Consider the following 20,043-nt stretch of genomic DNA (forward strand, 5'->3'; position numbering starts at 1 on the left):
GTACCTGAAAGCGAAGAATGAACAAGCGACAAAATGAAGTTTTCGTATGGCCTTTGTGTACGCGCATTATTCATTGGATGATCGCACTCTCCTTTATTACCTCTTTTATCACGGCTTTTTTTCACTCGCTTTTTAAATGGCATTTAGCCTTCGGTTGGATTTTCGGGATTGTTTTGATTTATCGGCTCGTTTGGGGCATCGTCGGTCCAAATTATGCGACGTTCAAAACGTTTAAACTCTCTTTTGCGGAACTGCGATACTATTTTGTCGAAAAGGTGCAAAATCGGTGGCGCAAGATTCACGCCGGTCATAATGCCGCTTCCAGCTGGTTTACGATTATCGTGTTGTGTTTCGGTTTGGAAATCGTTCTAAGCGGGCTTTTACTTCAAGGAACACAAGAAGCGAGCGGTCCGTTTTGCTTTTTAAACAACGATTTTTTTAAGGCATCGACATTTTTGTTTTACGTGCATAAATACGGAGCGTATATTCTCGTTGCATGGGCGTTCATTCATATTTCAGGCGTCCTCGTGGAGCAGTTTTACCATAAAACGCATATGCTCTTTGCAATGGTAACGGGCTATAAAAGGGCCGATGGCGAAGATACCGTCGTTTCGATTTGGCACCATCTGTTTGCGTACAGCGTGATTGCGATCTCAATCGGTATGCTTTATACGATCGTTTACGACGAAAAGAGTTATTTGACGCATGAACGTTTTGCGAAAATCGACTATGCCGCCGAAAACGAGGCTTATGCGCAAAAGTGCGGAAAATGCCACAAACCCTACCCTCCTTTTATGTTTCCGAGTGCTTCGTGGACGCTTTTAATGGACGGCTTATCGAACCATTTCGGCGAAGCGATTAGCGATCGCAATATTACCCAAAGCGAGCAAGAGAGCATTCGTGCGTATCTTGCAAACCGTAGTGCCGAAACCTCCTCGCGCAAGTTGGCGTTTAAAACGCTGGACTCTTTGGGGACGATGCATCCGATCTCGATGAGTAAAGTTCCCTACTGGCGCGCGGCACATGAGGACATCGATCGTAGCGTGTACAAACGTCCTTCGATCAAAGAGGCTTCCAACTGCTTCGCCTGTCACGAAGGATTTGAGTTCGGTATTTTGGACAATACGCGTATTCATATTCCCCAATAGCGACCGTTTCGTAACGTCGCAATTTTTTTGAAACCCTATTTTGGTTATAATACAAAACGTTCCTAGCAACTGTCTGACGCGTCGTTGATGCAAGATTTTTACATATAAGATGATGTAGTGTGTTTTGTACCTGACGCGTAGGCTCGTTTTGAAACTAAAAACAAAGGATGCAGAATGCTTTTGGGTGTGAATATCGACCATATCGCCGTATTAAGGGAAGCGCGCAAGATCAACGATCCCGATCCTTTGGACGCGCTCTTTTTCGTTAAACGCTCCGGAGCCGATCAGATCACGATTCATCTTCGCGAAGATCGACGCCATATGAACGACGAAGATGCGCAAAAAATCATTTCACAATCGCAACTTCCCGTGAATTTAGAGTGTTCGATGAACGCTGAGATTCTTGAAAAAGTGTTAGCTTTCTTGCCGCATCGAGCGACCTTGGTTCCCGAAAAACGCGAAGAAGTTACAACGGAGGGCGGCTTGGACGTTCTTGCGCATTTCGAGGCTCTCAATCAGGCGATCAAGCGTTTGCATCAAGCGCAGATCGAAGTATCGCTTTTTATCGATCCTTCGGTGGAAATGATCGAAGCGGCGCACCGTTTAGGCGTTGAATGGATTGAACTGCATACGGGTTTGTACGCCAATATTTATGCGATGTTGTATGCCAATTTGGCGCGAACGCCTCATTCGATTGTTGAGCTGCAACTGGATCGAAAAACCTTACATGTCAAGTTGGAAGCATCTTTGAGAGAGCTTGAAAATGCCGCCAATATAGCGCGTCGATTGGGAATGAAAGTCGCCGCCGGGCACGGTCTTAATTATCAAAACGTCAAGCCAATCGTCGCTATGGCTGCGATCGAAGAACTCAATATCGGACAGAGTATTATCGCGCGTTCCGTTTTTGTCGGCTTAGAATGCGCGATTAAAGAGATGTTAGGATTGGTACGATGAAAAAACTTGCCATCAGCATCGGCGATCTTAACGGCGTCGGTTTGGAAATTGCGCTCAGAGCGCACCGAGAAATTACGAAAGTCTGTAAGCCGATTTATTGCATTAACGAAAACATGTTAGCATGGGGAAGCGCACTTTTGGGAATCGACGTACCCGAAGATTTCGAAATTCGCGATTGCGGAAAAGTTTTTGAAATTACTCCGGGCGTTTGTTGCGCCGATGCCGGAGAGAGTTCCTATGATTCGTTTATCACGGCGGTGGCATTGGCCAAAAGTAATGAAGTCGATGCGATCGTGACGTTGCCGATCAATAAAGAGGCATGGGAAAAAGCGGGCTTGGAATATAAAGGTCATACCGATGCTCTTAGCGATTTACTCGGATGCGAAGCGATCATGATGCTTGGATGCGAAGCGATGTTCGTCATTTTGTACACGCATCATATTCCGCTTCGTGATGTGCCGCACGAGATCAAAACGAAAAAGCTTAAACCGTTTTTACTCAAAATATACGAAGAACTCGGATGTGAACGTATCGCGGTTTTAGGGTTAAATCCGCATGCGGGAGATCACGGCGTTATCGGCGACGAAGATAGCGAAATCGAAAAAGCGATTCAAAAAGCCAACCATTTTTTAGAACGTGAAGTTTTTTTCGGTCCCATGGTTCCCGATACCGCTTTTTCAACCGCCAATCGTGAAAAATTTAAGTATTTCGTTTGCATGTACCACGACCAAGGTTTGATCCCTCTCAAAACGCTCTATTTTGAAGAGAGTATCAACGTAAGTCTCAATGCGGGCATTATACGAACGTCGGTTGATCACGGAACCGCTTTTGATATTGCCTATACAAACGCTCAAGAGCTTTCAACGCTTAGTTACGTCAATGCCGTTCACGAAGCGTTGAAGCTGACCGGTACTAAAGTCTTATTGACCTTTTAGGCTTTTGCGGCAAAACAGAGGATGACCTCATACGTTTTGCCGTTTTTGCTCACGGTGTGTGCGTGGACGAAACGCGGTTTTTCAAAGCCGTTTTCGGTGAAAAAACGCACCCACTCTTCCCTTGAAAATCCAAAATGGTATACGCCCGTGTTGTCCGAGTGAAAACTTCCGTCCTCTTTGTCCAAGTCGGCAATCGCTAAGAGCCCTTTGTCTGAGAGGATACGGGAAAATTTTCGAATAAGGTGCGAAGGCTCTTGGATATGGTGAAACGCCATGGCACTTACGATACGATCGAATCGCAAAGCACCGAAATCCGCATCAATGTCCAATGCCAAGGTGTCAATATGAGTCAATCCGCTTTCATCGGCTTTACGTTGAAATTGCTCCAACATCGCACTTGAAAGATCTGCGCCGACGAGTTTCCCGACAAAAGGAGCGATATTGAGTCCCACAAGTCCGGTGCCGCAGCCAAAGTCCAAAACACAGTCGTCTTTTGAAAACGAAACGGAGTCTAAGATCGCATCGGTAATATTTTTAGCAAGGCTTAAACGCATATTGTTTTGATCCCACGTTTGTGCTACGGCATCAAAGCGTTGTTTCGTGTCCGTCATACGTTCTCCAGATATAAGATTTTTGGGGGTTTGAGGCGTTAAACGTACCGTGTAAACCCTCTTGCGTCATCGTATAGATTTTATCGACGATGGATTCGAGAAACTCTCTGTGATGCGAAACGATGATGATGCTTTTATCGATTTTACGTAAAATCGCAACGAGCTTTTGTTGCATGGCATTGTCCAATCCATTGGTCGGCTCGTCTAAAAGCATGAGTTTGGGTTCGGCGATTAAGACGCCGGCAAGTGCTACTAATTTTTTTTCGCCTCCGGAGAGATGATAGACTACTTTCTTCGCCAAGTGTGCAATGCCTAAATCCTGAAGCATCATAGCGGTTTTAAGTGCGGCTTCCTCTTTGGATATGCCTTGGGCAAGGAGGCTAAACGCGACGTCATCCTCGACGATAGGTGCTAAAAATTGATTGTCGGAGTCTTGAAAAAGATAGCCGATCATCGTACGCACGGTTTTAAAATCGTCCAAGGAGCGCATCGGTCGGTGAAACAGTTCCAAGAGACCGCTTTGCGGCAAAGACAATCCGGCGATCATCTCCAAAAGCGTCGTTTTACCGCAACCGTTAGGTCCGATAATCGCAATTTTCTCTTTATGCGAAAGGTTTAACGTGATGCCGTTATAGAGCGTCACGCCGTTACGTGCGGCGGAAATATTTTTCATCGTTAGCGAACAACTCATAGTAGATACCCTTGATGCCAAAAAAGTGAGATAAGCGTCAATAACGTTGCAATCGCGTCGTTGGAGCTCAAGCTTTGGCGGCGGCTTAAGGTGTAAATTTCACCTTGAAATCCCCGAAGCAGCATTGCTTTTTGCAAAGCGACCGAGCGTTCTAAAGCCTTGATTACCAGCGTGCCGATAAATCCCGCCAACGTTTTATACGATAAAAGATCGGTTTTGGGCGTAAAACCGCGAATGCGTAGCGTATTTTTAAAGAGTACGAGTTCATGGCGAATCAGAAAAATCGATTTACTCGTAAAGAAAAAGAGCGTCGTTATTTTATGCGGTAAAGCGAGGCGTTGCATCGCAATCGCGATCGTAAATTCGTTACAGCCGTGAAAGAGCAGTAAAATACAAAGCAACATCAAGTTGGAACGAAGGAGCATTAATCCCGCAAGATGCTCTTGATGTTGCCAATAAAGCGTGAGTGCAATGAAAACGATCAGCGTATTGAGCATGACAAGACGCTTGAAAATAATCAGCAAAAAGCGTCGTTTGAGCCATGCCAAAAAAAATAAGATCAGCGACATCGAAACGTACATGTGCGTTTGAAGTGCGATCGTGCAACCGTATACGAGGGCTAAAAGCAAGGCGACGCAAGGCGTTATCGGCGGGTGGGACGTTTGATCCAAAAGAGTGCTCCAAAGAAAAAGACAATTATAGCCAATCCTAAGGCGACTTTACTCAAAGGCGTATCGGCAGGTAAGGTTTTGAGCTCTTCTTTTGTGTGGGATTTTGCTTCGTAGTCCAACGTCGCTTGATGCCCCATACCGCCTTCAACGGTAATTTTGAAATGCGGTGCAGGCAACTTGATGGAGGCTTTTCCTTCATCGTCGGTTTGAACGCGTGCTAATTCTTTGTCTTGAAAATCTTGAAGCAGGATCGTGCATTGTTTACACGGAGCGGATTTGGTAAAGTAGCTTTGAACGTATAAACTCCCCTCTTCGTCGTAAGCGAAAAGATTGATTTTATGTGCGTACAAAGTCGAGATACTTAAAAAAGCGATGATTATAAAACGAACTATCATACGACCTCCAACCATGCGGGTGCGACTTTTTCGATAAAACGAAGTGCAAAAAGCGTGATGACGCCTTCGATGAACATCACGGGTAGGTGTGCTAAAAACGCCAATTGTGCGGCACTGACGAACGCTTCGCCGTTTAAGGCTAAGGTAAGCGAGAGCAAGAACGCCGATAAGCCTAAGGGAACAAAGCCGATGCAAAACCATAAGGCGGTTTTTTTCCATAGCGTATGCGGATGTAAGCGAAAGAGAAAATACCCCGCAAGCGTTGGAAACGCAAGATTGAACACGTTAACGCCGAGCGTCGTGAGTCCGCCGTAGCCGAATAAAATACCTTGTAAGAAGAGCGCGACGAAAATTGCCACAAAAGCGCGCGGACCTAACAGTGCGCCGACGATACCGCCTAAAACCAAGTGAACCGACGTCGGACCTAAGGGAATATGAATAAACGACGCTAAGAAAAAGAGTGCGGATAAAACGGCGGTTTTAGGAATCTCTTCGTTTTTAAGCGTTTTAAACGCGTAAAAAACCAGTGCCGTCGAAAGAACGGCACCTCCGATCAGAATTTCGGGGCGTAATACCCCTTCGCTAATATGCATTAGTGAATCTTTTCGGTTTTAAGCCACAAAACGGCACCCAGTTCTACCGGATAGCTTTTACCCTCGTGTTTGATTTTTTCGTCGTCGTCGATTAAAGCGGCAAATCCCCACCAGCCCTCAAGCGGTAAAGCCACATGAAAAACACCGTTATTATCGGCTTTGACGACTTGTGTTACGTACATGTCGTTGGGAGCTTTAAGCCCTTGTGTGTTGTAGTATTCGATTTCGATTTCGGCATTGGGAACGGGTTTACCTTTGTAGAGCACTTTGCCGCTAAAAAGATTTCCGGCATAAAGCGAGTAAGGGCGTGAAAGCGGAATGATTTCGGCTTTGAGTCCGATGGGTTTATCCCAACCTTCGCCCGAATTAAACGCATCGACGATTGTTTTCGTTTGATGGCGAATAAACTTGTCTTCCGCAGGTTCGAAGTACGGCATCGGATCGACGTAAAATTGGTACACGCCGGGTTCTTTGATCGTATATTCGCTTTTCCACGTCGTCATTTTATTTTTTTCGACCGATTGGAGATTGCTTAGAAGCGATGTTTTTTTACCTTCAAAGAAGACGCCTGCTTCCTTAGGTTTTTGCATGTTCATCGATTGTTGTTCAAACGGGTGCGTAAACTCGTATTGAATCGAAACTTTCGGATTTTTTTGTTCGACGACCGACTGATCGGTCATAACCGTTTGAAAGTGAGCCAAAAGCGACGTTGCGCAAACCAGTGATGCCAATAATATTTTCATACGAATGGTCCTCATAAATAATACTTGAATTAATTTGATATTATTGTCGCATTTATGACGTAAAAAAGGGCTTAAAGCGTTTCGCGAAGGTTGATGAGTGAAGCGATGCATGCCGCTTCGTTTGCATTGTCGAAAACAAAGCTTACATGTAAAGGTTTTTGATAGACCAAATCGTAATAATCGCGCAGTAAGAAGGTAACGACGCTTTGTAAATCACGGCGTTCGTACGCATCGATAATCGCCTCTTTAACGCTTTTACGAATGTAAGGCGCGATAATCGCCATTGCGCGGTAAAAAAATTCCGGCGTTACGTTTTGGTAGTAATGTAAGATGCGTTTCGTACGCATTTCAAAGGGTGCGGTAATTTCGACGCGAACGCCTGCTTGAATGTTTTGATACACGCGCGCGGGAATCGTGACTTTTCCAAGACGCTTGCTCTCGGCTTCGACAAAGATACTCTGATCGGGTTCTAAAGCGAAAAGAGCGTTAAAGAGGCTGTTTTCAAACATCTTTTGGCTCGGTTGCGCTCCGCAGACCGCGCCGAAACTCGAACCTAAATGATTGGCGAATCCTTCGATATCGAGCGAAGGCGAGAGTCGTTTGAGCAACTCGGTTTTTCCGCAACCCGTTTTTCCTCCGAGGACGATAAAACGTCGGTGAGGCAATTGCTCGAAAAACGTTAGTACGTACGCGCGATAACGTTTATAACCGCCTTCCAAACGATAGACTTGATAACCGATATGCGACAATATAATGGCGATCGAACTGGATCTTAGCCCTCCTCTAGCACAATAAATGCCGATCTTCGAGCCTATGGGATAGTGTTTTGCGATCGTTTGAAGGTGTGCGGCAACGTTTTCGCAGATGTAACGCGCGCCTAAAATCTTGGCTTCGTTGCGCGATCGTTGTTTGTAAATCGTACCGACTTCTTGGTGTTGTGCATCGCTTAGCGCATAAAAGTTTTGTGCGCCTACGATGCAAGATTCGCTAAATTCTTTGGGGCTACGAGCGTCGATCAGAAGATCCAACGCTTCGCGAGACGCTAAAAACGTTTCGACGTCGCATTCTTTTAACATGAAAAATACGTCGGAATCAGCGCGTGAAGTGTGTGATACAAGGCGTCAAAATCCGTACCGTAGACGCGGGTTTGCGCTATAGCGGTAATAAAATTGGTGTCGCCGCTCCAACGCGGAAGAATATGGTAATGTACATGTTCGGCAATGCCGGCACCGCCGCTTTTACCCAAATTCATACCTAAATTGACGCCGTGCGCTCCCAGCCCTTCTTTAAGCATTTTAACCGAGCATTGCACCAGATGCGACATACGAAGCCACGTCGAAGACTCTAAAGACTCGATGGCGTCGGTATGAACGTGCGGTATAACCATAAAATGCCCCGGCGTGTACGGGTAGCGGTTCATCACGACAAAGCAGAGTTCGTCGCGATAGAGAACGTGATGTACTTCGTCCATTTCGGGATGTTCGCTAATACGGCAAAACACACACCCCTCTTCTTTTTCCTTAAAATAAACGTCGCGCCACGGTGCGTACATGTAATCCATCAATCGACCTTTTTGATCGCTGCCAATGCGGACGCGATATCGGGTTCGCGCATAAAGTATTCGCCGATCAAAAAAGCGTCCGCGCCGACTTTGCTTAAATGCCGAATCGTCTCTTTATCGTTCAAACCGCTTTCCGCGACGATAATTTTACCTTGAGGAATGAGCGGCATGAGCTTTTCGGTTAGGCTCATATCCATATCGAAAGTCTCCAAATTGCGATGGTTGATACCGATAATGTTTGCGCCTGCAAAAATCGCTTTGACCAAATCTTCTTTGTCGTGAATTTCGACTAAAACTTCCAATCCTAAGCGAAACGCATACTCTAAAAGGTGTTTAAGCTCGGTTTTACTGAGCGCTTTGGCGATCAACAAAATAAAATCGGCACCGTAAACGAGTGCCTCGACGATCTGATACTCGTCTACGATAAAATCTTTTCGAAGCAGCGGCGTCGGAACGTAACGGCGTATTTGCGTCAGGTATTCTAAATCGCCCTTAAAATAGTGCGGCTCGGTTAAAACGGAAATCGCATCGGCTTTGCCTAACTCATACGCTTTTGCGATCTCAAGCGGATCGAAATCCTCTTTGATAATCCCTTTACTCGGGCTTGCTTTTTTCACTTCGGCGATAATGCGGTAAGGATTGTCGCTCGTTGCTTTCAGATACGGCTTAACGTCGCGCGGCATATAAGGATTAAACGCAAGGCTTCGCCCTAACCAATCGATCGTATACTTTTTTTTCTTTTTCTCCAAATCGTCTTTGGTACGCTTGATAATCTCGTCTAAAATCATGGTTGTTTCTCTTTGAGGCATTGTTTGATGGCATTAATGTGGCTTAGCACTTCGGGTTCGGTGGAGATGCTTTCGTCGAAATCTTTCATAATATCGTAGGCTTTTTGGCACTCTCCTAGCTTGTAGTATCCCCACGCTAAAGAGTCCAAATAGTAAGGCGAATCGGGTTCGAGTTTTAACGCCCGCTCCACCAAAGCGATTCCTTTTTTAACATCGATAGTATGATCGATCAATAAGTAGCCGTAGTAATTTAAATAGACCGAATCGTTCAAGATAGCGGTCACTTCTTCAAATTTATGCGTTATAGACTGTAAAACTTCGGGCGAAAGAGCGTTTTTATTGAGCTCGTATTCGTAAATCGCCATTTTACCGAGGTAGTCGATGTTTTTCGTATCGTCGTAGAGTTCTGCGGCAAGTTCGTAAGCGTTTTTAAATTTCTTTTGCGTTGCATAAATTTGGAGCAATAAATCTTCGTTAAACCGACTTTTTTCCAAAAAGGCGATCGCGCCTTTGACGTCTTTGGAATAGAGCATCAATTCGACGATTTTCTTGGCGATTTCTTCGTTTTGGTTCTCTTTGTAGAGTTTCTTATACGTAGCGATCAATCCGTTCACGTTACGATCGCGTCCGTAGATTTCAACGAGTTTGTAGCACACGTGTTGCCCGCATCCTTCCATGGATGCAAAGGTTTCAAGGTACGCCATGGCGTCGTCTTTACGGTCTAAAAAGCGGTACAACACTTCGACCATATTCATCAACAGCTCTTCGGAAGGTTCGAGTTTGTACGCACTTTCAAAGTATTTGAGCGCAACGTCGTAGTTTTTCATCTGCAAATACAAATTGGCGGCAATGCTTAAGTGTTGAACGGTCTTGTCGGTACCGATTAACGAAAGGATCTCTTTTTCCGCTTCTTCATAGCGTTTTTCTTTGACGAGTTGGCCGACATGTAAGCGTGTAAAGTTTTTCTCTTCGGGGTATTTTCGAAGTCCTTCATCGATCAATGCGGCGGCATCTTGCGTTTGGAGAACAAACGCTAAACCCGCTTCTTCGGTCAAATAGTCTTTCTTTTGGCTCTGATCGTAGAGAACGTGGTATACTCTTTTAGCATTCGCATAATCGCCGCGTTGTTGATAATCAAGGGCTTGAAGAATAAGGTTGTCCTCTTCTTCAAAGACTTTTTTGGTCGTTTCGGTGAAGACGACTTCTTTGGTGCTACATCCCACCAAAAGGAAAAAAACGACTATAAAGGAATAATACCGGGACATTCTGAAACTACCTCGTTCATGTTATCTTTAAAATGTTCCCAAAAGGGAAACGTTCGACACTGTTTGGGACGTACTTCGTAGATACCGCATTGTTTGCGGTGCGAATCGAAAAAAATACACGCATACCCACTTTCGTGAACGACCTCTTTGATCGTGAAACGATAGCGAATTTTGTTTAAATAGTTATTGATAAAAAGCACTTTGTTCAAAGAAAGTTTTGCCGCAATCGCTTCGATCTCTTCTGTGCTGACCCAAATATAACCGCTTTCTCCGATACAGCAGTTTCCCTGACACGTTTCGCACGCGCTAGGATCGAAAGCGTAGGGATAATCGTTGCAATGCATTAGTTCTGCCATGCTAAACTCTTGGTTTGGGATTTTTCGAAAATATGTGCGACGCGAGGAGTGAAATGATCGTTCTCGTATAAAATAATCGGCGGACGTACTTTACATAAGGTTTTGGAATTTTTACGCGCACGAATCAAAACCAACGAAGACTCTTTCGCGTAGCTTGGGTGGACAAAACAGATCTCTTCGACGTTGAGCTTTGCTTTTTGTAACTCTTGCATGAGCATATCCAGTTGTTTGGCATCGTAACAAAAACAAAAATAGCCGCGATTGCTTAAGTTTTTCGTGACTTTATGCGCCAATGCTCCAAACGGTAAGGCACTGCCGTGACGACTCAAAAAAAGTGACTCGTTTTGGCTTTTCACGACGCCTTGATGGTAAAAAGGCGGGTTAGAGACGATCCAGTCGAATTTATCGCTAAACGACGTTTCCGTAAAATTGCCGTGTATGAAACCTACATGTAAAGAATTGAGCCCCGCATTGCGCTCGCTGAGAATCATATTCGCTTCTTGAATATCCAAAAGCGTCATTGACGTTTCAGGAAAATCGCGTTTGAGCAAAAGCCCTAAAATACCGCACCCGCATCCGACGTCCAGTATCGATCCTTTGGGGTGACATGCCGCGATAAAATCATAAAGTAAGAGCGTATCGCTGTTGTAGCGATAGCCCGTTTCGTATTGGTAAAGTTGCATGTTTATCGGTACACCTTGATTACAAACCCTTTGGATTTATCTTTTTCGACGTTGGAAAGCGCATAACTAATCTTCGCGCCATCGCCCACAAACGTTTCAATGAGCTCTCCGCCCGCTTTGGCGCGTGCTTTTCCTAAGCCGATGTTGGCAAGGGAACTGATGCGATCAATTTCGCTGTCCTCGACGCCGACTTTTTTACTTTTAATCAGTTTTAACGAGGCAAATCCGCCGTTATCGACGATAGGTGCGACCTCGAAGAAATAAGTACCGTCGTATTTGCTTAAGAAGGCTTGCACGTTTTGTTTGCACTGATCGGAAATGGCGTTGACGCCCGTTCCCATATCGGTACACATAATCGAATCGACGAAAACGGGCTTTTGTCCCTTGCCGGCAGGTTTGTTCGGTGTTGACGTTGCGGCGGCCGTTTTAGGCGCGTTTTTCGTCGATTCGGACGCTTCGAGTAACGCCAACTTTTCGTTTAACGTTTTGAGCGACTGTTCGCTTGCCGCCAAACGTTTGCTCAGAGCGTCTTTTTCTTGAGCAAACGCCAGTTCTTTTTGTTTGAGCTCTTTTTCCAAAGCGATACTTTTGAGCGTCTCTTGTTTTTGGTTGCCGTTGAGCGCACTTTCTTTCACTTTGAGCTCATTTTGAAGCGTTTTGGTCTCTTCAAGATGCTTAAACTCTTTTTGTTTCAGCTCTTCTTTAAGTTTTTTAATCTCTTCTTCGCTGTTTTGTTGCGCGGCACTTATCTTTTTAATCTCTTCTTTGCTCGCCGAAAGTTGCGTCTCTTTGGCTTTGAACGCTTTGTCTTTTTCTTTAAGGGCGTCTAGGTATTCGATCTCTTTGGCACGTAACGTATCTTTAAGATCGACCAATTGCGTGTTTTCGGTTGCACGGTTTTTCTCGGTTTGCGCCAGTTTGGCTTTGAGCTCTTCGATTTGCTTATTGCTTGCCTTGGTTGCGGAGTCTTCCATATCTTTGATTTTGACTTGAAGCGTTTTGAGCGCGCTTTCGTGGCGCGAATTTTCATCGCGAAGTGCTTGCATCTCAACCGCTTTGGTTTTAATCTCTTTCTCCAGTGTCGCAATTTTAAGTGTTTCGTCTTTTTTTGCCGCTGTCGCCGTTGCCTCTTTTGCGCGCAGATCGGCCTCTAGCGTTTGAATTTTAAGAAGGTAGGCTTCTTCTTTTTGTTTGGTTTCGCCGCGAAGCGTTTCCAGCGTGCTTTGGGCGGATTTGAGCGAAGTATCCTTGGCGTCTTGAGCTTTTTGCTGTTCAAGTTTAAACGCTACGAGTTGATTTTTCGCGTTTTGAAGTTCTTGGTCTTTGGCACTCATTTTTTGTTTCAACTCTTCGTTGGCGCGCGTAAGCTCTTCCGTATGGAACTGAACGCGATCATACGTCTCTTTTGCACTGGCTTTGTACTCGGCTAATTGTTTGTCGAGGTTTTCCGTTAAGGCTTTTTTAGAGGCTTCGAAGCTTGCGATTTTCTCGTTGAAAATTTTGTAGTTTTTATTATGGACTTTGTCGTTTTCGTCGACGCGACGTTTTACTTCGGCTTCGACGTTGAGTTTATCGTTGTTGAGTTTGGCAATTTTATCGTTGAGTTCTTGAATGACAATCTCTTTTTTTGCCAACTCTTCTTTATGTTTGAGCAAGCTGTCGTTCAAACTTTTTTCCATCGCTTGCGCATTTTCTTCCAGTTTTTTATTGCCCGCGGTGAGTTCTTTGTTGAGCTTTTTCTCGTCTTCAAGATAGGTTTTAAACTTATTGAAATCTTTTTCGTTCTCCAAAATTAAGGCATCTACGTGTTTTTGCGCACTTGCAAGTTCGGCGTTGAGACCTTTGATTTTCTCTTCTTGGACGGCTAATTTTTTAAGACCCACTTGTTCTTGGTCACTCATTTCTTGGCGATTTTTTGCGATGAGCGTTTCGGTGTCGGCTTTGAGTTGTTCGATGGTTCTGACGTATTGGGCAATTTCGTCTTTATGTTTTTGATCCGCCGCAAGGAGATTTTGCGTTTGCTTGCTTAAAAGCTCGTTTTTCTCTCTTGCCGCAAGATCGAGTTGGTTTTTCAGTTTATCGATTTCGTCTTGTTTGCGCATAAAGGCATTTTTCGCCGTATCGTTGTTGTTGGCGATTTGTTCGTTCAGAAGTGAAATTTGATCGTTAAGAAGTTTGATTTTTTCCTTATAGTCGCTCAGCTTAGCTTGTTCTTCTTCGCGCGCTTTTTGAATCTCTTTGCCCTTGCGCGTTTCGGCTTCAACGGCTTGGCTTTTTAATTCGTCGATTTGAGAACGCAATGCGTTGGCTTCTAGATTGGCTTTTTGCGCGATGACCACGTTTTCTTTTTGCAATTCGTTGATTTTCATCGTCAGATCGCTGATGTTACGATAATGCTGCTGTTCCGCCTCGTTGAGGCGTTCGGTATTTTTGCTTTGAAGTTCCGCTTTTTCGCTCTCGCGTTCGTTCTCTTGTTCGTCAAGTTTTTTAGCAAGTTCGTTTTTTTCGTTCGTTATCAGTAAATTGTCGTGTTGTAAGAAAAGAAGCGTTTTTTGCAACTTGGCAATCAGGCGTTTCATATCTTGCGGCATCACTTCCGACTCGGGAATTGGTTTGCCCTGTTCGTCGAGATAGGCGTCTTCTAAAAGATCGGAAGCCTCTTTGTTTTGTTCCAAAGTCGCTTCTTTATCGATGTAGCGTTTTTGAACATCTCTGGGTAAATCGCTAAATTTGACGTCGCTTTTACTAATGTATTTTTCGCCGAGTTCGTCAAACGAAACACCGTCGAAATGACCGAATTTGTAGGCGGAAAAACCGCCTACGCCGATAATGACGCTTAAAAGAATGTTTAAACTTTGTGACGACGAAAGAGGGATTTTTGCCATTTCTATCCTTACATGTGAGACGATGTTAAGATATGCGTTACGATATCGTGGGCGTGGTTGAGCGCAATGGCGATACTTCCGCCGCTTTTAACCGCGATGTCGCCGGCAAGGTAAAGCCCTTTGGTTTTCGTCTCGTAGTGCTCATCAAACTCGGGTTTGCCTTCCGCATCGAAGGTAATACCGCATTTTTTGAGAAAATCGACCGGCGTCGTTCCGCCGATAGCATAGATGACGCGATCGTAAATCGTGTAGTAGCCGTCGGTAAAATTGACTTTCACCAGACCGTTTTCGTTTTCGATCGAGACGATGTCCATGCCTAAGCGTAGGCGTAGTTTTTCTTGACCGTTGTATTCGTTGATAAGGGTTAAATTGATGTCGTTGAGTCGACTAAAGGTCTCACGACGGTAGTTCAGCGTGACGTTATTGGTTTTAGAAAGCTCGATTGCGTATTCGACCGCCGAATTACCGCCGCCGACGATCAACAGTTTCTCTCTTTGCGAACATTTGTCGAGGTTGAAGTTGATGCGCTCTTTAAGTGAAATCGGAAGCGTATAGTCGGGTTTGTTGGGTTTGCCCATCGTTCCGATTGCAACGATAACGTTTTTCGCGCGATAGCCGGCTTTGGACGTGACGACGTAGAATTGTCCGTTCTCTTTCGTGATGCTTTCGACTTCGCTGTTAAACGCCGTGTCGATTTCGCCTCTATCGAGTAAGGAGTCGAAATAGTTGAGCGTGCTCTCTTTGGTGCCGTCTCGAAAATCGATCGTTCCTTTAAGTTCGATCTCTTGTCCTTTGTAGTTCTTATCGACGCGTTTGTTGTCTTTGTAGAATTTACGAATGGTTTGCGAATGGTTTTCGCCTTTTTCGATCATCAAGATGTTTTGAAGCCCTAACGCTTTTGCTTCAACCGCCGCACCGATGCCTCCTGGGCCTCCTCCGATAATGACTAAATCGTATAACTGTACCATGATGTGTGTCGTCTCCCGTTTGTTTCTTCTTATAACGTCCATTATACCCCGCGCTTACTTATGGCTTATTAAATATAAAAAGTGTAAAATCCCCGTAAATGCGATGATTAAGGAAAGAAAAACGTGCAAACTTTTTTAGAACATGCTAAAGCGGCAAGTAAGACGATCGCCACGCTTGATCCCCAGACGAAAGTATCGGTATTGATGCAGATGGCGGATGCTCTGGAACAAAACGCCGATACGATTCTCGCCGAAAACGAAAAAGATTTACACGAGGCGCGCCAAGCGAATTTAGCGGGTGCTTTGGTCGATCGATTGCTCTTAAACGCCAAACGCATTGCGGATATGGCGCAGGCCATTCGCGAAATCGCGGCACTCAAAGAGCCGATCGGACGCGTTTTGGAAGGATGGGTCGTTCAAAGCGGGTTGCGCATTGAAAAAGTGAGCATTCCCATCGGCGTCATCGGTATTATTTACGAGAGCCGTCCGAACGTCACGAGCGATACGGCGGCATTGTGTTTCAAAAGCGGCAACGCATGCGTGCTCAAAGGCGGGAAAGAGGCATTGCACAGTAATCGGGCGATTGCCGCGCTTTTGCAAGCGGTGTTGCGAAACAACCGTTTGCCCGAAGAGATTATTTCGCTCTTACCCGATGCTTCCCGTGAGGGCGTCGCAAAACTCATTAAAATGGATCGCTACGTTGATTTGATTATTCCGCGGGGCGGCGAAGCGTTGATTCGCTACGTCAGCGAAAACGCAACCGTTCCGGTCGTAAAACACGATAAAGGCGTTTGCCATACCTACGTCGACCGAGACGCCGATCACGAACGTGCCGTCGCAATCGTTTTAAATGCCAAATGCCAACGTCCCAGCGCATGCAACTCCCTTGAAACGCTTTTGGTACACGAAGCAATCGCCGAAACGTTTTTACCGCATATGAAAGAGGCACTTGATCGCGCGGGAACGTACGTCAAAGGGTGCGAAAAAACGCAAGAACTCTTACATGTAGAACGTGCAAGTGACGAAGATTATCATACCGAACACTTAAGTAATGCTTTAAACATCAAGATCGTTGCGAACGTCGATGCGGCAATTGCGCATATCGCCGCTTACGGTTCTTCGCATTCGGAGGCGATTTTGAGCGACAATTACAGCGTCGTTGAGCGTTTTTTAAACGAAGTAGACGCGGCGGCGGTGTACGCCAACGCTTCGACGCGTTTTACCGACGGCGGCGAATTCGGCTTCGGGGCAGAAGTGGGCATCAGTACCAATAAACTGCACGCGCGCGGCCCTATGGGCATTAACGATTTGACGACTTATAAATTTAAAGTTTACGGGCAAGGGCAAATTCGCGAATGAGCCAAGAGGTGTTAGCGATTGAAGGTCTTTGCTTCGGTTATCCTCATGGACGGCTTTTGTACGAGGATTTTTGCTTAAGCGTGCATCGGGGTGAATGCGTTTCGATTTTAGGAGCGAGCGGGAGCGGGAAAAGCACGCTTTTCGAGCTCATTACCGGACACCTTAAACCGCTTAAAGGAAGCATCGTCGCCGCACCTCTTTCGCAAATTTTTCAAGACCCTTACACGTCGTTTCACCCGACGTATAGCATTGAAAATCAAATCAAAGACGTCGCGTCGATGGAAGATTGCGAAGCGTTATTGCACGACTTGGACCTTGATGCGAATCTTTTAACGAAAAAACCGCATCAATTAAGCGGCGGTCAATTGCAACGATGCTCGATTTTACGTGCATTATTGATGAAGCCTCAACTGCTTTTAGCCGACGAGCCCTCTTCCGCGCTCGATAACGTCACGGGCTTACATGTCATGCAGTTGCTGATGCGCTTTTTGGATCGCGTGGGAATCGTACTCATTACGCACGATACGCATTTAGCCGCATGGTGTAGCGATCAAACGATTAAATTAACTCATTAAAGTAAGGATAAAAACGGCATGCATGCTATGATAGATTGGATTGTTCAAACGGTTGGAGCTTTGGGGTATTTGGGTATTTTCGTCATGATGTTGATCGAAAGCAGTATTTTCCCGCTTCCCAGCGAAGTCGTGATGATTCCGGCGGGCTATTTATGTGCCAAAGGCGAAATGAGTATGCCGGTCGTGATCGTGTTAGGAACGCTCGGGAGTATCGCCGGAGCTTTACTCAATTACTATTTGGCGGTCTTTTTGGGGCGAAAATTGATTTTAAAATACGGGCACTATCTCTTTTTCAGTGCCGAAAAGCTTGAAAAAGTCGAACGGTTTTTCAAGACGCACGGCTCGTTTTCAACGTTTACGGGACGTTTGATCCCCGTTGTGCGCCATTACATCTCGTTGCCCGCCGGATTGGCGCGTATGAATGTGGCACTTTTTTGCTTTTACACGGGATTGGGTGCCGGTATTTGGGTCACGATTTTGACGCTTTTGGGGTATTTCTTCGGTCAGAATCAAGCCCTTTTGGAAGAAAATTTGCATACGATAACGTGGAGTTTACTCGCTTTGATCGTCGTTAGTTCGCTCGTGTACGTCAAAGTGTTTCGTACCAAAGAAAAAAAACGCGCTCGTAGTGCTATTGGCGCGCAATCACAAACGAGAAATCGTTAAGCGAATAACACAGCGTCTCTTGCGTCGTAAACGGAAAAGGATGTGAGATATGCCCCATAAATTCGGGAACGCTGAGTTGGTAGGTGTGATTGGGGTATTTTTGTTGTAAGATGACTTTTGCCCCGCCGATAATTTGGTTGGAAACCTCTTTGATTAAGTCGTCCAAATCGTCTTCGCACAGGCTATCTTCAAAAAGAAGGTTTTGTGCGATTTGGTTGAGGGTTTCTCGTTGAAATAAGAGATACCAAATATGCTCGGCTTCGTTTTCGTACAAAGAAACCGCAGCACCGTAAAAGTTGTCTGTTTCGAGTCGCCCTTGTCGTAAAGACGTCGATAAGATCGTGGAGCAAAAATTCTCAGCGGCAGAAAGAACGGCTTGTTTCATTTTTTGTCCAAAAATATTATTTTGTGAAACGATTATAATGCAAGCAATGTAAATTAAAGATTAAATAACAATCGATGCGCCATAAGGCATATTCAAAGCTACATGTCAAAAAATAAGGAACTCGCGTGATGGAAAAAGAGATCAGTTTTGAAGCGTTTAGCCGTGCCGTAGAGACGTTGGGTCTTGTCGGAAAAACCGATAAAAAGACCGTTCGAAGCGTTTATCTGCTCTTATGCAAAGAGTTTCATCCCGATATGCCAACAGGCGATCACGCAAAATTTCAAGCCATTAACGATGCGTACACACTGGTGATGGATTATATGGAAGCCTATCGATTTGACTTTGACGAAGAAGAGTTTAAGCACCAATTCCCGCTTTATGACGCCAAAGCGGGAATATGGATGAACGAGCGTTAAGATTCTATCAGACGTTGGCGTGCCGCTTTGAGGGAATCGGCAATCAAAAAGGCAAGTTCAAGAGCTTGGTTCGCGTTGAGACGCGGGTCGCATTGGGTTTGGTAACGGCATGCAAGGTTCTCTTCGGTGATCTCTTGTGCGCCGCCGATGCACTCGGTGACATCTTGTCCCGTCATCTCCAAATGAACGCCGCCCGGAAACGTGCCCTCTTCTTCATGAACTTTAAAAAAGCCTTTGACTTCGCGTAAGACTTCATCAAACGAACGCGTTTTGTAGTTATTGGAAGCTTTGATGGTATTTCCGTGCATCGGATCGATACTCCAAAGCACTTCTTTTCCCGCTGCTTTGACCGCGCGTACAAGTTTTGGGAATTCGGATTCGATTTTATCGGCACCCATACGAACGATAATATTGATGCGTCCCGCTTCGTTTTCGGGGTTTAATTTTTCGATTAACGCCATCAGCTTTTCGGCCGTCATGCTAGGACCTGCTTTAATACCGATAGGATTTTTAACGCCGGTTAAAAACTCGACATGTGCTTCGTCGACTTCTCTCGTTCGATCGCCGATCCACAGCATATGCGCCGAACAGTCGTACCAGTCTCCGGTCAAACTGTCTTGACGCGTGAGGGCTTCTTCGTAGTTGAGAAGCAAGGCTTCATGCGACGTATAGACGACGGTTTCGTGAATGCTTGGCGTGCTAGTCGATGTGATACCGCATGCTTCCATAAACGCAAGCGTTTCGGAAATGCGCTCGCATAAATGTCGGTAGCGATCGCCCAAAGGACTCTCTTGGACAAAACCTAAGGTCCATTTATGCACTTGATGCAAGTCTGCCAAACCGCCGCGCGAAAAGGCGCGCAGTAAGTTCATCGTCGCCGCCGATTGGTTGTAGGCTTTGAGCATGCGTTTCGGGTTTGGGATACGCGCTTCTTCGGTAAATTCGATATCGTTGATAATATCGCCGCGATAACTCGGCAATTTGACGCCGTTCAACTCTTCGTAATCGCTTGAGCGGGGCTTGGCGAATTGTCCCGCGAGTCTTCCGACTTTAACGATCGGACACCCTCCGGCAAAGGTCAAAACGACCGCCATTTGAAGCAGAACTTTGAACATGTCGCGAATATTGACCGCATTAAATTCCGCAAAACTTTCGGCACAGTCGCCGCCTTGCAGTAAAAAAGCCTTACCGTGTACGACGTCCGCCAAAGCAGATTTGAGTTGTCGTACTTCTCCGGCAAATACGAGCGGAGGATACTTACTTAGCTCTTCTTCGACATTTTGTAAAATCTCTTGATTGGCATAAGTCGGTTGTTGTTTGATCGGTTTGTCTCTCCAAGATGCACGCGTCCAAGAACTCATAAAAGACCCTTTAATGATTTTCTCTATTATAATG

23 protein-coding genes are annotated in these 20,043 nt (G+C 45.4%); 7 read left to right on the forward strand and 16 right to left on the reverse strand.

Translation table 11 applies throughout. From position 1 onward, the window contains the following. Positions 1 to 17 precede the first annotated feature (17 nt). From UCH003_RS06275 to pdxA, 3 genes are all read left to right on the forward strand, one after another. The gene (locus tag UCH003_RS06275) at positions 18 to 1,148 is read left to right on the forward strand and encodes a cytochrome b/b6 domain-containing protein (RefSeq protein WP_060825847.1); all 1,131 of its coding nucleotides are present in this window, start codon (positions 18 to 20) and stop codon (positions 1,146 to 1,148) included. Positions 1,149 to 1,322: 174 nt separating this feature from the next. After that, positions 1,323 to 2,102 carry a pyridoxine 5'-phosphate synthase gene (locus tag UCH003_RS06280; RefSeq protein ID WP_060825848.1) on the forward strand — a complete coding sequence of 260 codons (780 nt, stop codon included), beginning with the start codon at positions 1,323 to 1,325 and terminating at the stop codon, positions 2,100 to 2,102. Beyond that, on the forward strand, positions 2,099 to 3,037 hold the full coding sequence (pdxA, locus tag UCH003_RS06285; protein ID WP_060825849.1) for a 4-hydroxythreonine-4-phosphate dehydrogenase: 939 nt from the start codon (positions 2,099 to 2,101) through the stop codon (positions 3,035 to 3,037). The genes UCH003_RS06280 and pdxA overlap by 4 nt, the downstream gene beginning before the upstream one ends. Here pdxA and UCH003_RS06290 read toward each other — a convergent pair. The 14 genes from UCH003_RS06290 to UCH003_RS06355 form a co-directional block, all read right to left on the reverse strand. Beyond that, entirely contained in the window at positions 3,034 to 3,648 is a 615-nt protein-coding gene (locus tag UCH003_RS06290; protein ID WP_060825850.1) for a class I SAM-dependent DNA methyltransferase, read from the reverse strand. The two genes, pdxA and UCH003_RS06290, sit on opposite strands and share 4 nt — an antisense overlap. Beyond that, positions 3,623 to 4,339 carry an energy-coupling factor ABC transporter ATP-binding protein gene (locus UCH003_RS06295; RefSeq protein ID WP_060825851.1) on the reverse strand — a complete coding sequence of 239 codons (717 nt, stop codon included), beginning with the start codon at positions 4,337 to 4,339 and terminating at the stop codon, positions 3,623 to 3,625. The genes UCH003_RS06290 and UCH003_RS06295 overlap by 26 nt, the downstream gene beginning before the upstream one ends. After that, positions 4,336 to 5,010: an energy-coupling factor transporter transmembrane component T family protein gene (locus UCH003_RS06300; protein ID WP_060825852.1), complete on the reverse strand. Its 675-nt coding sequence runs from the start codon at positions 5,008 to 5,010 to the stop codon at positions 4,336 to 4,338. Before UCH003_RS06300 ends, UCH003_RS06295 begins: the two co-directional genes overlap by 4 nt. After that, on the reverse strand, positions 4,983 to 5,405 hold the full coding sequence (locus tag UCH003_RS06305; protein ID WP_041961767.1) for a hypothetical protein: 423 nt from the start codon (positions 5,403 to 5,405) through the stop codon (positions 4,983 to 4,985). The genes UCH003_RS06300 and UCH003_RS06305 overlap by 28 nt, the downstream gene beginning before the upstream one ends. After that, positions 5,402 to 5,998 carry a cobalt transporter CbiM gene (gene cbiM, locus UCH003_RS06310; protein WP_041961768.1) on the reverse strand — a complete coding sequence of 199 codons (597 nt, stop codon included), beginning with the start codon at positions 5,996 to 5,998 and terminating at the stop codon, positions 5,402 to 5,404. The genes UCH003_RS06305 and cbiM overlap by 4 nt, the downstream gene beginning before the upstream one ends. Beyond that, positions 5,998 to 6,741 carry a DUF4198 domain-containing protein gene (locus UCH003_RS06315; RefSeq protein ID WP_060825853.1) on the reverse strand — a complete coding sequence of 248 codons (744 nt, stop codon included), beginning with the start codon at positions 6,739 to 6,741 and terminating at the stop codon, positions 5,998 to 6,000. The genes cbiM and UCH003_RS06315 overlap by 1 nt, the downstream gene beginning before the upstream one ends. 71 nt (positions 6,742 to 6,812) lie before the next feature. Beyond that, a complete protein-coding gene (gene mnmH, locus UCH003_RS06320; RefSeq protein ID WP_060825854.1) occupies positions 6,813 to 7,817 on the reverse strand; it encodes a tRNA 2-selenouridine(34) synthase MnmH in 1,005 nt (334 codons plus the stop codon). Next, positions 7,811 to 8,302: an HIT family protein gene (locus UCH003_RS06325; RefSeq protein ID WP_060825855.1), complete on the reverse strand. Its 492-nt coding sequence runs from the start codon at positions 8,300 to 8,302 to the stop codon at positions 7,811 to 7,813. The genes mnmH and UCH003_RS06325 overlap by 7 nt, the downstream gene beginning before the upstream one ends. Further along, positions 8,302 to 9,090: an indole-3-glycerol phosphate synthase TrpC gene (trpC, locus tag UCH003_RS06330; protein WP_039674808.1), complete on the reverse strand. Its 789-nt coding sequence runs from the start codon at positions 9,088 to 9,090 to the stop codon at positions 8,302 to 8,304. The genes UCH003_RS06325 and trpC overlap by 1 nt, the downstream gene beginning before the upstream one ends. Beyond that, positions 9,087 to 10,355 carry a hypothetical protein gene (locus tag UCH003_RS06335; protein ID WP_060825856.1) on the reverse strand — a complete coding sequence of 423 codons (1,269 nt, stop codon included), beginning with the start codon at positions 10,353 to 10,355 and terminating at the stop codon, positions 9,087 to 9,089. Before UCH003_RS06335 ends, trpC begins: the two co-directional genes overlap by 4 nt. After that, positions 10,331 to 10,711 (reverse strand): YkgJ family cysteine cluster protein, encoded by a 381-nt coding sequence (locus UCH003_RS06340; protein WP_060825857.1) that lies wholly within the window; start codon positions 10,709 to 10,711, stop codon positions 10,331 to 10,333. The genes UCH003_RS06335 and UCH003_RS06340 overlap by 25 nt, the downstream gene beginning before the upstream one ends. Further along, positions 10,699 to 11,394 (reverse strand): tRNA1(Val) (adenine(37)-N6)-methyltransferase, encoded by a 696-nt coding sequence (locus tag UCH003_RS06345; RefSeq protein ID WP_060825858.1) that lies wholly within the window; start codon positions 11,392 to 11,394, stop codon positions 10,699 to 10,701. Before UCH003_RS06345 ends, UCH003_RS06340 begins: the two co-directional genes overlap by 13 nt. Before the next feature lie 2 nt (positions 11,395 to 11,396). Then, the gene (locus tag UCH003_RS06350) at positions 11,397 to 14,279 is read right to left on the reverse strand and encodes a hypothetical protein (protein ID WP_060825859.1); all 2,883 of its coding nucleotides are present in this window, start codon (positions 14,277 to 14,279) and stop codon (positions 11,397 to 11,399) included. Positions 14,280 to 14,287: 8 nt separating this feature from the next. Then, a complete protein-coding gene (locus UCH003_RS06355; RefSeq protein ID WP_060825860.1) occupies positions 14,288 to 15,247 on the reverse strand; it encodes an NAD(P)-binding domain-containing protein in 960 nt (319 codons plus the stop codon). 123 nt (positions 15,248 to 15,370) lie between these two features. Between UCH003_RS06355 and UCH003_RS06360 the strand changes: the two genes are divergently transcribed. The 3 genes from UCH003_RS06360 to UCH003_RS06370 are packed head-to-tail and all read left to right on the forward strand — an operon-like array spanning position 15,371 to position 17,847. Then, positions 15,371 to 16,606: a glutamate-5-semialdehyde dehydrogenase gene (locus UCH003_RS06360; RefSeq protein WP_060825861.1), complete on the forward strand. Its 1,236-nt coding sequence runs from the start codon at positions 15,371 to 15,373 to the stop codon at positions 16,604 to 16,606. Further along, a complete protein-coding gene (locus UCH003_RS06365) occupies positions 16,603 to 17,181 on the forward strand; it encodes an ATP-binding cassette domain-containing protein (protein WP_060825862.1) in 579 nt (192 codons plus the stop codon). Before UCH003_RS06360 ends, UCH003_RS06365 begins: the two co-directional genes overlap by 4 nt. Positions 17,182 to 17,199: 18 nt before the next feature. After that, on the forward strand, positions 17,200 to 17,847 hold the full coding sequence (locus UCH003_RS06370) for a DedA family protein (RefSeq protein WP_060825863.1): 648 nt from the start codon (positions 17,200 to 17,202) through the stop codon (positions 17,845 to 17,847). On the opposite strand, the gene UCH003_RS06375 is transcribed toward UCH003_RS06370, so the two are convergent. Next, entirely contained in the window at positions 17,813 to 18,232 is a 420-nt protein-coding gene (locus UCH003_RS06375) for a chemotaxis protein CheX (RefSeq protein ID WP_039674785.1), read from the reverse strand. The genes UCH003_RS06370 and UCH003_RS06375 overlap by 35 nt on opposite strands. Positions 18,233 to 18,360: 128 nt before the next feature. Between UCH003_RS06375 and UCH003_RS06380 the strand changes: the two genes are divergently transcribed. After that, positions 18,361 to 18,648, forward strand: coding sequence for a DnaJ domain-containing protein (locus UCH003_RS06380; protein ID WP_060825864.1), 288 nt, complete (start codon positions 18,361 to 18,363; stop codon positions 18,646 to 18,648). On the opposite strand, the gene UCH003_RS06385 is transcribed toward UCH003_RS06380, so the two are convergent. Further along, entirely contained in the window at positions 18,645 to 20,009 is a 1,365-nt protein-coding gene (locus UCH003_RS06385) for a class II 3-deoxy-7-phosphoheptulonate synthase (RefSeq protein ID WP_060825865.1), read from the reverse strand. The genes UCH003_RS06380 and UCH003_RS06385 overlap by 4 nt on opposite strands. Between the last annotated feature and the right edge of the window lie 34 nt (positions 20,010 to 20,043).

It is taken from the genome of Sulfurospirillum cavolei (assembly GCF_001548055.1).
GTDB lineage: Bacteria > Campylobacterota > Campylobacteria > Campylobacterales > Sulfurospirillaceae > Sulfurospirillum.